At 58.4% G+C, this 14,348-nt stretch carries 11 protein-coding genes; all 11 read left to right on the plus strand.

Features of this window, described 5'->3' with window-relative positions; all coding sequences use genetic code 11:
- Positions 1-34 precede the first annotated feature (34 nt).
- A complete protein-coding gene (gene gyrA, locus PSPTO_RS09100; protein WP_005766744.1) occupies positions 35-2,821 on the plus strand; it encodes a DNA gyrase subunit A in 2,787 nt (928 codons plus the stop codon).
- A 185-nt stretch (positions 2,822-3,006) separates the two neighbouring features.
- Positions 3,007-4,092 carry a 3-phosphoserine/phosphohydroxythreonine transaminase gene (gene serC, locus PSPTO_RS09105; protein WP_005766746.1) on the plus strand — a complete coding sequence of 362 codons (1,086 nt, stop codon included), beginning with the start codon at positions 3,007-3,009 and terminating at the stop codon, positions 4,090-4,092.
- The gene (gene pheA, locus PSPTO_RS09110) at positions 4,092-5,186 is read left to right on the plus strand and encodes a prephenate dehydratase (RefSeq protein ID WP_005616461.1); all 1,095 of its coding nucleotides are present in this window, start codon (positions 4,092-4,094) and stop codon (positions 5,184-5,186) included. Before serC ends, pheA begins: the two co-directional genes overlap by 1 nt.
- Before the next feature lie 57 nt (positions 5,187-5,243).
- Entirely contained in the window at positions 5,244-6,860 is a 1,617-nt protein-coding gene (locus PSPTO_RS09115) for a prephenate dehydrogenase/arogenate dehydrogenase family protein (RefSeq protein WP_005766747.1), read from the plus strand.
- Positions 6,857-7,546 carry a (d)CMP kinase gene (cmk, locus tag PSPTO_RS09120; RefSeq protein ID WP_005616463.1) on the plus strand — a complete coding sequence of 230 codons (690 nt, stop codon included), beginning with the start codon at positions 6,857-6,859 and terminating at the stop codon, positions 7,544-7,546. Before PSPTO_RS09115 ends, cmk begins: the two co-directional genes overlap by 4 nt.
- Positions 7,547-7,667: 121 nt before the next feature.
- Positions 7,668-9,359 (plus strand): 30S ribosomal protein S1, encoded by a 1,692-nt coding sequence (rpsA, locus tag PSPTO_RS09125; protein ID WP_002554562.1) that lies wholly within the window; start codon positions 7,668-7,670, stop codon positions 9,357-9,359.
- 315 nt (positions 9,360-9,674) lie between these two features.
- A complete protein-coding gene (ihfB, locus tag PSPTO_RS09130) occupies positions 9,675-9,971 on the plus strand; it encodes an integration host factor subunit beta (protein WP_002554561.1) in 297 nt (98 codons plus the stop codon).
- A gap of 24 nt (positions 9,972-9,995) precedes the next feature.
- Positions 9,996-10,238 (plus strand): lipopolysaccharide assembly protein LapA domain-containing protein, encoded by a 243-nt coding sequence (locus PSPTO_RS09135; RefSeq protein ID WP_005766750.1) that lies wholly within the window; start codon positions 9,996-9,998, stop codon positions 10,236-10,238.
- A 412-nt stretch (positions 10,239-10,650) separates the two neighbouring features.
- Positions 10,651-12,093: an MBL fold metallo-hydrolase RNA specificity domain-containing protein gene (locus PSPTO_RS09140; RefSeq protein WP_005766752.1), complete on the plus strand. Its 1,443-nt coding sequence runs from the start codon at positions 10,651-10,653 to the stop codon at positions 12,091-12,093.
- A gap of 172 nt (positions 12,094-12,265) precedes the next feature.
- Positions 12,266-13,246: a UDP-glucose 4-epimerase family protein gene (locus PSPTO_RS09145; protein WP_011103695.1), complete on the plus strand. Its 981-nt coding sequence runs from the start codon at positions 12,266-12,268 to the stop codon at positions 13,244-13,246.
- Positions 13,239-14,255: an MraY family glycosyltransferase gene (locus PSPTO_RS09150; RefSeq protein WP_011103696.1), complete on the plus strand. Its 1,017-nt coding sequence runs from the start codon at positions 13,239-13,241 to the stop codon at positions 14,253-14,255. The genes PSPTO_RS09145 and PSPTO_RS09150 overlap by 8 nt, the downstream gene beginning before the upstream one ends.
- Positions 14,256-14,348: the final 93 nt, after the last annotated feature.

Here is a 14,348-nt window from a genome sequence, read left to right on the forward strand (position 1 = left end):
CGAGGTTTCACCAGAAAAAGGAATCAGGCTTCTCATGGGCGAACTGGCCAAAGAAATCCTCCCGGTCAATATCGAAGACGAGCTGAAGCAGTCCTACCTCGACTACGCAATGAGCGTAATCGTCGGTCGGGCACTGCCCGATGCGCGCGACGGCTTGAAGCCCGTGCACCGGCGCGTGTTGTTCGCAATGAGCGAGCTGGGTAACGACTGGAACAAGCCGTACAAGAAATCCGCCCGTGTGGTTGGTGACGTGATCGGTAAGTATCACCCACACGGCGACACCGCCGTGTACGACACCATCGTTCGTATGGCTCAGCCATTCTCGCTGCGCTACCTGCTGGTAGACGGCCAGGGCAACTTCGGTTCGGTCGACGGCGACAACGCGGCGGCCATGCGATACACCGAAGTGCGCATGACCAAGCTGGCTCACGAGCTGCTGGCCGACCTGCACAAAGAGACCGTCGACTGGGTGCCGAACTACGACGGCACCGAAATGATCCCTGCGGTCATGCCGACCCGTATTCCCAACCTGCTGGTCAACGGCTCGAGCGGTATCGCCGTGGGCATGGCGACCAACATTCCGCCGCACAACCTCGGTGAAGTCATCGACGGTTGCCTGGCGCTGATCGACAACCCCGAGTTGACGATCGACGAACTGATGCAGTACATCCCCGGCCCGGACTTCCCGACGGCGGCGATCATCAACGGCCGCGCCGGCATCATCGAAGCCTACCGCACCGGCCGCGGGCGCATTTACATGCGTGCCCGCTCCATCGTCGAAGACATCGACAAGGTCGGCGGTCGCCAGCAGATCGTCATCACCGAGCTGCCTTACCAGTTGAACAAGGCGCGTCTGATCGAAAAGATCGCCGAGCTGGTCAAGGAAAAGAAACTCGAAGGCATCACCGAACTGCGCGACGAGTCCGACAAGGACGGTATGCGCGTGGTCATCGAGCTGCGTCGTGGCGAAGTGCCTGAGGTTGTGCTCAACAACCTGTATGCCCAGACCCAGCTGCAAAGCGTTTTCGGTATCAACATCGTTGCCCTGATCGACGGTCGTCCGCGCATCCTGAACCTCAAGGACCTGCTGGAAGCCTTCGTGCGTCACCGCCGCGAAGTGGTCACCCGCCGTACCGTGTTCGAACTGCGCAAGGCGCGCGAGCGTGGCCACATCCTTGAAGGTCAGGCGGTTGCGCTGTCCAACATCGATCCGGTCATTGCCCTGATCAAGGCGTCCCCGACACCTGCCGAAGCCAAGGAGGCGCTGATCAAGACGCCTTGGGAATCGAGCGCAGTGGTCGAGATGGTCGAGCGCGCCGGTGCCGATTCGTGCCGCCCCGAGAACCTCGACCCGCAATACGGCCTGCGTGAAGGCAAGTATTTCCTGTCGCCAGAACAGGCTCAGGCCATTCTGGAACTGCGTCTGCACCGCCTGACCGGTCTGGAACACGAAAAACTGCTGGGTGAGTACCAGGAAATCCTGGCTCAGATCGGCGAGCTGATCCGCATCCTCAACAGCGCCACGCGCCTGATGGAAGTGATCCGCGAAGAGCTCGAACTGATCCGCGCCGAATACGGCGATGCGCGTCGCACCGAGATTCTCGATGCACGCCTGGACCTCACCCTCGGTGACCTGATCACCGAAGAAGAGCGCGTGGTCACCATCTCCCACGGCGGCTATGCCAAGACCCAGCCATTGGCTGTCTACCAGGCTCAGCGTCGCGGCGGCAAGGGCAAGTCGGCCACCGGCATCAAGGATGAGGACTACATCGCTCACCTGCTGGTCGCCAACAGCCACACCACGCTGTTGATGTTCTCCAGCAAGGGCAAGGTGTACTGGCTCAAGACCTACGAGATCCCGGAAGCGTCCCGCGCTGCCCGTGGTCGTCCGCTGGTCAACCTGCTGCCGCTGAGCGAAGGTGAATACATCACCACCATGCTGCCGGTCGATCTCGAAGCCATGCGCAAGCGTGCCGACGAAGAAGGCGAAGCCCTCGAAGGCGAGCTGGACGACGCGGAAAACAGCAGCGAGACCGAAGAAGAGCGCAAGGCGCGCATCAAGGCTGCCGACAAGAAGAAGGCGCCGTTCATCTTCATGTCCACGGCCAACGGCACGGTCAAGAAGACTCCGCTGGTGGCCTTCAGTCGTCAGCGTAGCGTCGGCCTGATCGCGCTGGAACTCGACGAAGGTGACATCCTGATTTCCGCAGCCATCACCGATGGCGAGCAGGAAATCATGCTGTTCTCCGACGGCGGCAAGGTCACCCGCTTCAAGGAATCCGACGTTCGCGCCATGGGCCGTACGGCTCGCGGTGTGCGTGGCATGCGTCTGCCAGAAGGGCAGAAGCTGATTTCAATGCTGATCCCGGAAGAAGGCAGCCAGATCCTCACCGCTTCCGAGCGTGGTTTCGGCAAGCGTACCGCCATTTCCGAGTTCCCTGAGTACAAGCGTGGCGGTCAGGGCGTTATCGCCATGGTCAGCAACGAGCGTAACGGCCGTCTGGTCGGCGCGGTTCAGGTGCTGGATGGTGAGGAAATCATGCTGATTTCCGACCAGGGCACACTGGTTCGTACCCGCGTCGGCGAAGTCTCCAGCCTGGGTCGTAACACCCAGGGCGTGACCCTGATCAAGCTGGCCAGCGACGAAAAACTGGTCGGCCTGGAACGCGTTCAGGAGCCCTCGGAAGTCGAAGGCGAAGAGCTTGAGGGTGACGAGGTTGTTGATGGCGTGATCGTTGATGTGGACGGCGCCGACGCAGACGAGGCAGGTGAAGACCTGCAGGCGGACGCGGCCCCGGACGACGACGAACCGCAGAACTGAGCGGCAACGTAAATCAGGTAAGGGCTGGCTCGTCTGGAGGTGCATGTGCATCCAGGCAAGTCCAGCCCTTGCGACATTCGGCCGCCCCGCAGCCGGATCAGTATTTCCCGTCGCGAGCTGCCCGCTCGTGATGCAGCACCCGGTAACACGCGCGTACAGACCCAACGTATTTGACGAGAGTGGATATGAGCAAGCGAGCCTTTAACTTCTGCGCAGGTCCTGCTGCGCTTCCTGAAGCTGTTCTGCTGCGTGCCCAGGCGGAACTCCTCGACTGGCACGGCAAAGGCCTGTCGGTCATGGAGATGAGCCACCGCAGTGATGAGTTCGTCTCCATCGCCAACAAGGCTGAGCAGGATCTTCGCGACCTGTTGTCCATTCCCTCCAATTACAAAGTGCTGTTCCTGCAAGGCGGCGCCAGCCAGCAGTTTGCGCAGATCGCGCTGAACCTGCTGCCTGAAAACGGCAAGGCCGATTACATCGACACCGGCATCTGGTCGCAGAAGGCTATTGATGAGGCGTCGCGCTACGGCACGATCAATGTCGCCGCCAGCGCCAAGGCCTACGATTACTTCGCCATCCCCGGCCAGAACGAATGGACGCTGTCCAGGGACGCTGCCTACGTTCATTACGCGCCTAACGAAACCATTGGTGGTCTGGAATTCAACTGGATTCCGGAAACTGGCGACGTGCCACTGGTCGCCGACATGTCTTCTGACATCCTCTCGCGCCCGGTGGACATTTCGCGTTTCGGCATGATCTACGCCGGTGCCCAGAAGAACATCGGCCCGAGCGGCGTGGTGGTGGTGATCATTCGCGAAGACCTGCTCGGTCGCGCGCGTACGCTGTGCCCGACCATGCTCGACTACAAAGTCGCTGCCGACAATGGCTCGATGTACAACACGCCGCCAACCCTGGCCTGGTATCTGTCCGGGCTGGTCTTCGAGTGGCTCAAGGAGCAGGGCGGCGTCGAGGCGATCGGCAAGCTCAACGACATCAAGCAGCGTACGTTGTATGACTTCATCGATGCCAGCGGGCTGTACAGCAACCCGATCAACACGCCGGATCGCTCGTGGATGAATGTGCCGTTCCGTTTGGCTGACGACCGTCTCGACAAGCCGTTTCTGGCCGGTGCCGATGCCAATGGCCTGCTCAATCTGAAAGGCCACCGTTCGGTGGGCGGCATGCGCGCTTCCATCTATAACGCAGTCGATATCAACGCGGTCAACGCGCTGGTCGCCTACATGAAAGATTTCGAGAAGGAGCACGGCTGATGTCCGAGCAAGAACTCAAGGCGCTTCGCGTCCGTATCGACAGCCTCGACGAGAAGGTCCTGGAGCTGATCAGTGAGCGCGCTCGCTGTGCTCAGGAAGTGGCCAGGGTGAAGATGTCTTCGCTGGCAGAAGGCGAAGTGCCTGTGTTCTATCGCCCGGAACGCGAAGCGGCGGTGCTTCGGCGGGTCATGGATCGCAATCGCGGCCCCTTGAGCAATGAAGAGATGGCGCGGCTGTTTCGCGAAATCATGTCGTCTTGCCTGGCCCTCGAGCAGCCGCTCAAGGTCGCCTATCTCGGGCCTGAGGGTACGTTCACCCAGGCCGCCGCCATGAAGCACTTCGGCCATGCGGTTATCAGTCTGCCGATGGCTGCCATCGATGAAGTGTTCCGTGAAGTGGTTGCGGGTGCGGTGAACTTTGGCGTGGTCCCGGTGGAAAACTCCACCGAAGGCGCGGTCAACCACACGCTGGACAGCTTTCTTGAGCACGACATGGTCATCTGTGGCGAAGTCGAGTTGCGCATTCACCATCATTTGCTGGTCGGTGAGAGCACCAAGACGCAAAGCATTTCGCGTATCTATTCCCACGCGCAATCGCTGGCCCAGTGCCGCAAATGGCTGGACGCCCATTATCCGAACGTCGAGCGTGTTGCCGTGGCCAGCAACGCCGAAGCCGCCAAGCGGGTCAAGGGCGAATGGAACTCGGCGGCCATTGCTGGCGATATGGCGGCAGGTCTTTATGGTCTGACCCGCCTGGCGGAAAAGATCGAAGACCGCCCGGACAACTCTACGCGCTTCCTTATCATCGGCAATCAGGAAGTCCCGCCAACCGGTGACGACAAGACCTCGATCATTGTTTCGATGAGCAACAAGCCGGGTGCGCTGCACGAATTGCTGGTGCCTTTCCATGAGAATGGTCTGGACCTGACACGTATCGAAACCCGTCCGTCGCGCAGTGGCAAGTGGACCTACGTGTTTTTCATCGACTTCGTCGGCCATCACCAGGACCCGCTGGTCAAAGCCGTACTGGAAAAAATCAGCAGTGAAGCCGTTGCCTTGAAGGTGCTGGGTTCCTACCCGAAAGCGGTTCTTTGAGGGCGTTGCGCATGATCCGTTTGTTTGTTGCCTTGTCGGGCTGCCAGGTATGTTCGCGTGGTTGATGTGATTTCAGAGCAACCGGCCCGGCCGTTGATCGGGCGGCTGGTGGTCGTGGGGCTCGGGCTGATTGGCGGCTCGTTTGCCAAGGGCGTGCGCGAAAGCGGCCTGTGCCGTGAAGTGGTCGGCGTCGATCTTGATCCGCGGTCGCGAAAGCTTGCGGTCGAGCTCGGGGTTGTCGATCGTTGCGAGGCCGATCTTGCCCTGGCCTGCCGGGGCGCCGACGTGATTCAGCTGGCGGTGCCTATTCTGGCGATGGAAAAGCTCCTTGCGCTGCTCGCACCGCTGGATCTGGGGGGCGCCATTCTCACTGACGTTGGCAGCGCCAAAGGCAATGTGGTCAGGGCGGCCCATCAGGCGTTCGGCCATATGCCGTCACGCTTTGTGCCTGGGCATCCGATCGCCGGGTCCGAGCAGAGCGGCGTCGAAGCTTCCAACGCTGCGTTGTTCCGGCGTCACAAGGTCATTCTGACCCCGCTGCCTGAAACCGACCCCGACGCCGTCGCCGTTGTGCATCGGTTGTGGTCTGCGCTGGGTGCTGATGTCGAGCACATGCAGGTCGAGCGTCACGACGACGTGCTGGCGGCGACCAGTCATCTGCCGCACTTGCTGGCATTCGGTCTGGTCGACTCATTGGCCAAACGTAACGAAAACCTGGAAATATTCCGCTATGCCGCTGGCGGCTTTCGTGACTTCACGCGTATTGCGGGCAGCGATCCGACCATGTGGCACGACATCTTCATGGCCAACCGTGAGTCGGTCCTGCGCACGCTGGACAGTTTTCGCAGTGACCTTGATGCCCTGCGCGATGCTGTGGATGCTGGCGATGGCGCGCAGTTGCTGGAGGTATTCACTCGCGCGCGCACGGCCAGAGAGCACTTCGGCAGAATTCTTGCCAGCCGTGCTCGCGTCGATATGACCTCTGCCGATCATCATGAGGCGCCGGATGACGTGCGGGTGCGCTCTGCAGAGGGCGTCAGCCATCGTATCAAAGGGCCGACCGATGTCACGTCCGCTGTCCTGTTCATGGTCGCGACGTCGATCAGTGAAGGGTGTGATCTGCTGCTCGAGGACGTTCGTGTCGGCTCGATGTGTGAAGGAGCGATCGACATTCTGCGTCTGATGGGCGGCGATGTTGTGCTGCAAAATGTTCGCGAACTGGCAGATGAGCGGCTGGCGGACCTGCACGTGCGTTCGGCTCGGCTGAAAGGCGCGGATATCCCGGAGGCGCTGGTGACGCTGGCGATCGGCACCTTTCCGACGCTGCTTATCGCCGCAGCCTGCGCAGAAGGGCGTACCATTCTGCGCGGCGCAGAGACGTTGCAGGCAGGCGAGTCGGAATGCGTCAGGCTTATGGCTGACGGTTTGACGGTGCTCGGTATCGAGGCCGAACCTGTGCCGGATGGCATCATCATTGAGGGCGGTACGCCGGGCGGCGGCGAGATTGATGCGCGCGGCGATCAGCGTATTGTCATGGCGTTTCGTGTTGCATCGTTGCGGGCTTCGGCGCCCATCCGTATTCATGATTGTGCGGACGCCGCCACATTGTTTCCCCATTTTCTGGCGCTGTGCGCTCAAGTCGGCATGCGTGTAGCGCAAGAGGACATAAAGTGAAAATCAAAGCACCCGTTATCACCATCGACGGACCTAGCGGTTCAGGAAAAGGCACTGTAGCCGGGCTGCTGGCCAAGAAACTTGGCTGGTGCCTGCTTGATTCCGGCGCGCTATACCGCCTGCTGGCCTTCGCTGCGCGCAATCATGGCGTCGACCTGACCAACGAAGAAGCGCTCAAATTGCTTGCCGCTCATCTGGATGTTCAGTTCGAAACGACAGCGGCGGGGCAGGGGCAGCGCATCATTCTTGAAGGTGAGGACGTTACCCAGGCCATTCGCAACGAGCAGATCGGCAGTGGCGCATCTCAGGTGGCGTCTTTGCCCGCTGTGCGCGATGCCTTGCTGATGCGCCAGCGCGCCTTTCAGGAAGAGCCGGGGCTTGTCGCAGACGGTCGCGACATGGGCACGGTCGTGTTTCCCGACGCCCCGCTGAAGGTATTCCTTACCGCGAGTGCCGAGGAACGTGCACGCCGACGTTACTTGCAGTTGAAGGCCAAGGGCGATGATGTTAGTCTGTCGAGTCTGCTAGATGAGATATGTGCACGCGACGAGCGTGACACCCAGCGAGCGGTAGCACCGCTAAAGCCGGCGCACGACGCCATACAGCTGGATTCCACTGAATTGTCCATCGAACAGGTGCTGGAACGCATTCTGAGTGAAATCGCGCTTCGCGATATCGCCGGGTGACGAAGAAGCGTGTGGGAGACCAGTCATAGTCCTGCAGGCTTTCTTTTACTTGAACGAAACCCACGTTGTCTGGAGCGTGGCAGATGGGCGTATCCTTCGCCCTTGATCAACAGGAATTAAAATGAGCGAAAGCTTTGCAGAACTTTTTGAAGAAAGCCTAAAGACCCTCAACCTTCAGGCCGGTTCGATCATCACCGCTATCATCGTTGATATCGACTACCAGGCAGGTTGGGTTACGGTTCACGCCGGTCTGAAATCTGAAGGCCTCATCCCGCTGGAGCAGTTCCACAACGACGCTGGCGAGCTGACCATCAAGATCGGTGATGAAGTTCACGTTGCGCTGGACGCGGTCGAAGATGGCTTTGGCGAAACCAAGCTGTCCCGCGAAAAAGCCAAGCGTGCCGAGTGCTGGATCGTTCTGGAAGCGGCTTTCGCAGCTGAAGAAGTGGTCAAGGGCGTTATCAACGGTAAGGTTAAAGGCGGCTTCACTGTCGACGTTAACGGCATCCGTGCGTTCCTGCCTGGTTCTCTGGTTGACGTCCGCCCTGTGCGTGACACGACTCACCTGGAAGGCAAAGAGCTCGAGTTCAAGGTCATCAAGCTGGACCAGAAGCGCAACAACGTTGTCGTTTCCCGTCGCAGTGTCCTGGAAGCCGAGAACAGTGCCGAGCGCGAAGCTCTGCTCGAGTCCCTGCAGGAAGGTCAGCAAGTCAAAGGTATCGTCAAGAACCTCACCGATTACGGCGCATTCGTCGATCTGGGTGGCGTCGATGGCCTGCTGCACATCACCGACATGGCCTGGAAGCGTATCAAGCATCCATCGGAAATCGTCAACGTTGGCGACGAGATCGATGTGAAGGTTCTGAAGTACGATCGCGAGCGCAATCGTGTTTCCCTGGGTCTGAAGCAACTGGGTGAAGACCCATGGGTTGCTATCAAGGCTCGCTACCCGGAAAGCACCCGCGTTACCGCGCGTGTTACCAATCTGACCGACTACGGCTGCTTCGCAGAGCTGGAAGAAGGCGTGGAAGGCCTGGTACACGTTTCCGAAATGGACTGGACCAACAAGAACATCCACCCTTCGAAAGTCGTTCAGGTTGGCGACGAAGTGGAAGTCATGGTTCTGGACATCGACGAAGAGCGTCGTCGTATCTCCCTCGGCATCAAACAGTGCAAATCCAACCCGTGGGAAGATTTCTCTGGCCAGTTCAACAAGGGCGATAAAATCTCCGGCACCATCAAGTCGATCACCGATTTCGGTATCTTCATTGGTCTGGACGGCGGCATCGACGGCCTGGTTCACCTGTCCGACATCTCCTGGAACGAAGTGGGCGAAGAAGCCGTACGTCGCTTCAAGAAGGGCGACGAGCTCGACACCGTGATCCTGTCGGTTGATCCTGAGCGCGAGCGCATCTCGCTGGGTATCAAGCAGCTGGAAAGCGATCCGTTCTCCGAGTACGTCACTGTCAATGACAAGGGCGCTATCGTTCGCGGTATCGTTAAAGAAGTTGACGCCAAAGGCGCCATCATCACCCTGGCCGACGACATCGAAGCGACCCTCAAAGCCTCCGAAATCAGCCGTGACCGCGTTGAAGACGCGCGTAACGTTCTGAAAGAAGGCGAAGAGATCGAAGCCAAGATCATCAGCGTTGACCGCAAGAGCCGCGTAATCAGCTTGTCCATCAAGTCGAAAGACGTTGAAGACGAGAAAGAAGCGATCCAGAGCCTGCGTAGCAAGCCTGAAGTCGCTGAAAGCACTGGTCCTACCACTATTGGTGACCTGCTGCGCGCGCAAATGGAAAAACAGAACTAAGTTCTGCTTGACCATAAAAAAGGGCGACTTCGGTCGCCCTTTTTCATGCCTGGCATTTATGTCATGCAGGCCTGAGCCCGACCCCCTTTGATCGCCTGACCTCGGTCACAAGCGCCCGCTATAGCCTCCAGGCCTTACCAGGCCCTCGTTTATTTCCCTCTCTTTAAACGCCTCTCACGTGTAGCGTGGCTGTAATCTGTTCATGCAGGGTTGACAGCGTTGAACATAAGTCAATACATGGGCTGTTCAAATTCATCCGGTCATGCTAAAACCTTCCAAGCGCTGATCTAGCTGCTTGAAAAAGAAGGGAAAAATATGACGAAGTCGGAGTTGATCGAACGAATTGTCACCCATCAAGGGCTGCTCTCATCCAAAGATGTCGAGCTGGCCATCAAGACCATGCTTGAACAAATGTCCCAGTGCCTGGCAACCGGTGACCGAATCGAAATTCGGGGTTTTGGCAGCTTCTCGCTGCATTACCGTGCACCGCGAGTTGGACGTAACCCGAAGACCGGGCAATCGGTCAGCCTCGATGGCAAGTTTGTGCCGCATTTCAAGCCGGGCAAGGAGCTGCGGGATCGGGTCAACGAGGATGAAGAAGAGGGCTTTTAAAGCCATTTACCACAGGATTACCAGATGCGTATTTTCAAACGAGTCATTCTGATCGTCGCTGTACTGCTCGTAGCTGCGGTAACAGTCGTGTTCATGCTTGAAAACCGGCAGTCTGTCGCCGTGACGTTCTTCGGTTGGTCAGCGCCTCAGCTTCCTTTGGCATTGCCTGTTATCCTCGCGCTGCTTTTGGGTATGCTCATCGGCCCGATGCTGACGCTGATAGTCAGCCTTCGTAAAAAACGCACGCCTTCTGCTCGCTCCGTCTGAGCAGTACTGCTCGGGCGTCGTCGGATGCCTGTCTGGTGACGTGACGTCGTGCACTTTTCTATCCCTTCCGTACCATGAAATTGCATCCAGCGTCTCGAGGCTGGTGTGCATCTTATCTGTATCTCTCTTTTTTGCTGAAAAAACCTACTTATAATTCTGTCGGCTTATTCTTCGATTATATGAAGGATAGTTACTGCGCCGCGTAGGAAACTTCGCTTTTTAAATCGAGGTGCCCATTCCATAGGGGGAGCCGGTTATATTAGGTTTCAGCGCCGATTTCTGCTGCTGTAACAGTCTTGTGTCAAGTCTTGAAAATAAGCTGTTCAAGTGCAGAATGCGCCGAAACTTATGGTTCAGACCTGATGCCGGATGTCGCAAACATTCAGTCAGGCTGGCAAGCAAAGGTGACTGCATGTCTTATCCGGAAATCATTCATCACGGTGCTGTCGACACGGTGACGGGTTCGTGCCATCAACTGCGTATGGATGCGTCGAGCAGCCTGCTGATCGACTGCGGCTCAGTGCAGGAGCGCGGCGCGTCAGGCGAGGTCTCGCCGTTCGGGTTTGACCCCGAGGCCATCAGAGCGCTTCTGATCACTCATGTGCACAACGACCATGTCGGGCGTATTCCCGAGTTACTGGCGTCAGGCTATGAAGGGCCGATACTGTGCAGCGAGCCGAGCGCTCATCTGCTGCCACTGGTGATGGAAGACAGCCTGAAGATCCAGTTTGCACATGATCCCGAGCAGGCCGAGCGCCACCTTGCGCTGATCAACAAACGGATCATCGCGCTGCCATTCGATAACTGGTTCAGTCTGGTCGACCGCGAGTCGCTGCACTGCAGGGTTCGCCTGCAACGCGCGGGGCATATTCTGGGTTCGGCTTATATAGAATGCGATCTGCACTACCCACTGGAAGGGTGTTCGATGCGTGTGGTTTTTTCCGGTGATCTTGGCGCGAGCCACACACCGTTTCTGCCTGCGCCAAAGCCACCCGAGCACGCCGACATACTGGTGCTGGAAAGTACCTACGGTGATCGTCTTCATGAAGATCGCAGCATTCGTCAGCAGGAACTCGAGCGCATCATAGACCGGGCGCTGGAAGACAACGGCACGGTGCTGATTCCGGCGTTCAGCATCGGTCGCACTCAGGAGCTGCTCTACGAACTGGAGGACATCCTGCGGCGCAAGATGCCATCCGGTGATGCTGCCCACAGCAGTGCGCGCCTGAATGAGGATGACGTGCCGCCTGCGGACTGGTCGCGGCTGCCGATCATCCTCGACTCGCCGCTGGCAAGTCGCTTCACCCGGGCCTACCAGTCATTTGAAGACTACTGGGACGAAGGTGCCCGCCTGAGGCTGGACGCCGGACGCAAGCCGCTCGGCTTTGACCAGCTCATTACCATCAACACCCACGAAGAGCACCTGCGCACAGTCAACTATCTGGCCAGCACTGCGCGGCCGGCCATTGTCATCGCCGGTAACGGCATGTGTGCCGGCGGCAGGATCGTCAATTACCTGAAAGCCATGCTGGGCGATCCTCGGCATAACGTGGTGTTTGTCGGCTATCAAGGGAAAGGAACGCCTGGGGCTGCCATTCAGGCGCATGGCCCGTCGGGCGGATACGTCGAGCTGGATCGCGAGCGTTTCGATATTCGCGCTGCAATTCACACCGCCAAAGGCTATTCGGCCCACGCTGATCAGGCCGAACTTGTCGAATTCGTCACGGGTATGAATAAGTGGCCGGCGCAGATTCGCCTTGTGCACGGCGAAACAACGGCTAAAAAGGCGCTGAGAAACATTCTGGAGCGTAAATACACGCTTGAAAAAATTCAGGCCGAGTTGATCGTTCCCTGACAGAATATATGGACGAGTTTCCGGAACAGTCCTGCGCTCACAACTATAAAACGCATGCTTATCTGAAACAGGTTTGCACAAGCATGAAAGTTATAAAATGAAGTGAAGATATTTTGGTTGTCAAAAAGCTTCACATGAGGAATATTTGGCCGATTTGGAAGGGCGTTCGTGCATGAACGGTGATGTTGCATTGGTTGCGATAACAGGTGCGACAGGTTTCGTGGGCAGTGCCGTGGTTCGCCGGTTGATCGAGCGTACCCGCTGTGCTGTCAGGGTTGCAGTGCGGGGTGCGTACACTTGCGCTTCACCACGCATCAGCGCTGTGGCCATGCAATCGCTGGCGCCGGACAACCGGTGGGAAAGCTTTGTAGCTGGCGCGCAGGTGGTTATTCATTGTGCTGCGCGGGTTCATGTCCTCAACGAAACCGCCACCGAGCCTGATCACGCGTATTTCAGCGCCAACGTGACTGCGACCCTGAACCTCGCCGAACAGGCCGCTGCGGCGGGGGTGAAGCGCTTCATCTTTATCAGCTCCATCAAGGCCAGCGGCGAGTCTACGCCGCCGGGTGCCCCTTTCAGGGCTGATGATCCGTGCAATCCGCTGGACCCCTACGGTGTTTCCAAGCAAAAGGCTGAAGAGGGGCTGCGAGCGCTGGCTGCCCGCTCCGGCATGCAGGTGGTGATCATTCGTCCCGTTCTGGTCTACGGCCCAGGGGTCAAGGCCAACTTCAGGAGCATGATGCGCTGGCTCGACAAGGGGCTGCCGTTGCCGCTGGGGGCTATCGATAATCGCCGCAGTCTGGTGGCAGTGGGCAATCTGGCGGACCTGGTGGTGGTGTGCGTCGATCACCCTGCGGCGGCAGGTCAGACCTTCCTTGTCAGTGACGGTGACGACCTATCCACCACCCGGCTTTTGCGTGAGATGGGCAGGGCGCTTGGCAAACCGGCCCGGTTGTTGCCTGTGCCAGCTGTACTGTTGAAAGGCGCGGCAGCATTGCTTGGCAAGAAAGCCTTTTCACAACGGCTATGCAGCTCTTTGCAGGTCGATATCAGTAAAACCTGTACGATGCTCGATTGGCATCCACCTGTGAGTATTGAACACGCCATGCAAGACACCGCCCGGTATTATCTGGAACACGACAAGCATGATTGAGTGGCTGTCAGTAATTGTCATCATGCTTGTATCTCTGATTCTGACAGCGTTGCTGCGCAGGTACGCACTGGCCAGAAGTCTGATTGATATACCCAATGCCCGCAGCTCGCATTCCGTACCGACGCCTCGCGGCGGCGGCGTATCCATTGTCATTGCTTTTGGCATGGCTATCGTGTTTTTGGCCTGCACGAATCAGTTGTCGCTGTCGATGCTGGCTGCGTTAGTAGGATCGGGAGGCCTGGTCGCTATTATCGGGTTTATGGACGATCACGGGCATATCGCTGCACGATGGCGCCTTTTGGGGCATTTTGCCGCGGCTGCCTGGGCGCTGTTCTGGCTGGGCGGACTCGCTCCGCTCAATGTCATGGGCTGGACACTGAGTCCTGGCCCTGTCGTTCAGATCCTGGCGGCGTTTTATCTGGTATGGATGTTGAATCTCTACAACTTCATGGATGGCATCGACGGGATCGCCGGCATCGAAGCGGTGACAGTCTGTCTGGGCATGGCGGGTATTTATGCCCTGGGCGGCTACGCCGAGCTGGTGTGGCAGCCACTGCTGCTGGCCGCCGCCGTGGCAGGTTTTCTTTGCTGGAACTTCCCTCCGGCGAAGATATTCATGGGCGATGCAGGCAGTGGATTTCTCGGTATGGTCCTCGGCGTGCTTTCCATTCAGGGTTCCTGGGCCTCGCCTCGGTTATTGTGGTGCTGGTTGATTGTGCTGGGCGTGTTCATTGTCGACGCCACGGTAACGCTTATCCGTCGTCTGTTGCGCGGAGAAAAGCTCTACGAGGCCCATCGCAGCCATGCTTATCAGTTTGCGTCACGCCACTACGGTAGCCATCGACCTGTCACGCTGGCGGTCGGGTTGATCAATCTGCTGTGGCTGCTGCCCGTTGCGATGTGGGTGGCTCTGGGGGGCGGCGACGGGCTGGCATGGACGGCAATTGCCTACGTGCCGTTGATTTTACTGGCGCTGAGGTTCCGTGCCGGCGAGGCAGAAAGCAGGTAACGAAGCGGGTTTCTGGTTGTCTCAGGAACGTAGCTGTTTCACAGGCACCGGTTTCAGGTGATGTGTCAACCGGTCGCATAACGGAGCATTAAA

The organism is Pseudomonas syringae pv. tomato str. DC3000 (assembly GCF_000007805.1).
Lineage (GTDB): Bacteria > Pseudomonadota > Gammaproteobacteria > Pseudomonadales > Pseudomonadaceae > Aquipseudomonas > Aquipseudomonas avellanae.

Coding starts and splice junctions, on each gene's coding strand:
- PSPTO_RS09150 (WP_011103696.1), top strand. CDS start 13,239: ATGATTGAGTGGCTGTCAGTAATTGTCATCATGCTTGTATCTCTGATT.
- PSPTO_RS09145 (WP_011103695.1), top strand. CDS start 12,266: ATGAACGGTGATGTTGCATTGGTTGCGATAACAGGTGCGACAGGTTTC.
- ihfB (WP_002554561.1), top strand. CDS start 9,675: ATGACGAAGTCGGAGTTGATCGAACGAATTGTCACCCATCAAGGGCTG.
- PSPTO_RS09140 (WP_005766752.1), top strand. CDS start 10,651: ATGTCTTATCCGGAAATCATTCATCACGGTGCTGTCGACACGGTGACG.
- serC (WP_005766746.1), top strand. CDS start 3,007: ATGAGCAAGCGAGCCTTTAACTTCTGCGCAGGTCCTGCTGCGCTTCCT.
- PSPTO_RS09135 (WP_005766750.1), top strand. CDS start 9,996: ATGCGTATTTTCAAACGAGTCATTCTGATCGTCGCTGTACTGCTCGTA.
- rpsA (WP_002554562.1), top strand. CDS start 7,668: ATGAGCGAAAGCTTTGCAGAACTTTTTGAAGAAAGCCTAAAGACCCTC.
- pheA (WP_005616461.1), top strand. CDS start 4,092: ATGTCCGAGCAAGAACTCAAGGCGCTTCGCGTCCGTATCGACAGCCTC.
- gyrA (WP_005766744.1), top strand. CDS start 35: ATGGGCGAACTGGCCAAAGAAATCCTCCCGGTCAATATCGAAGACGAG.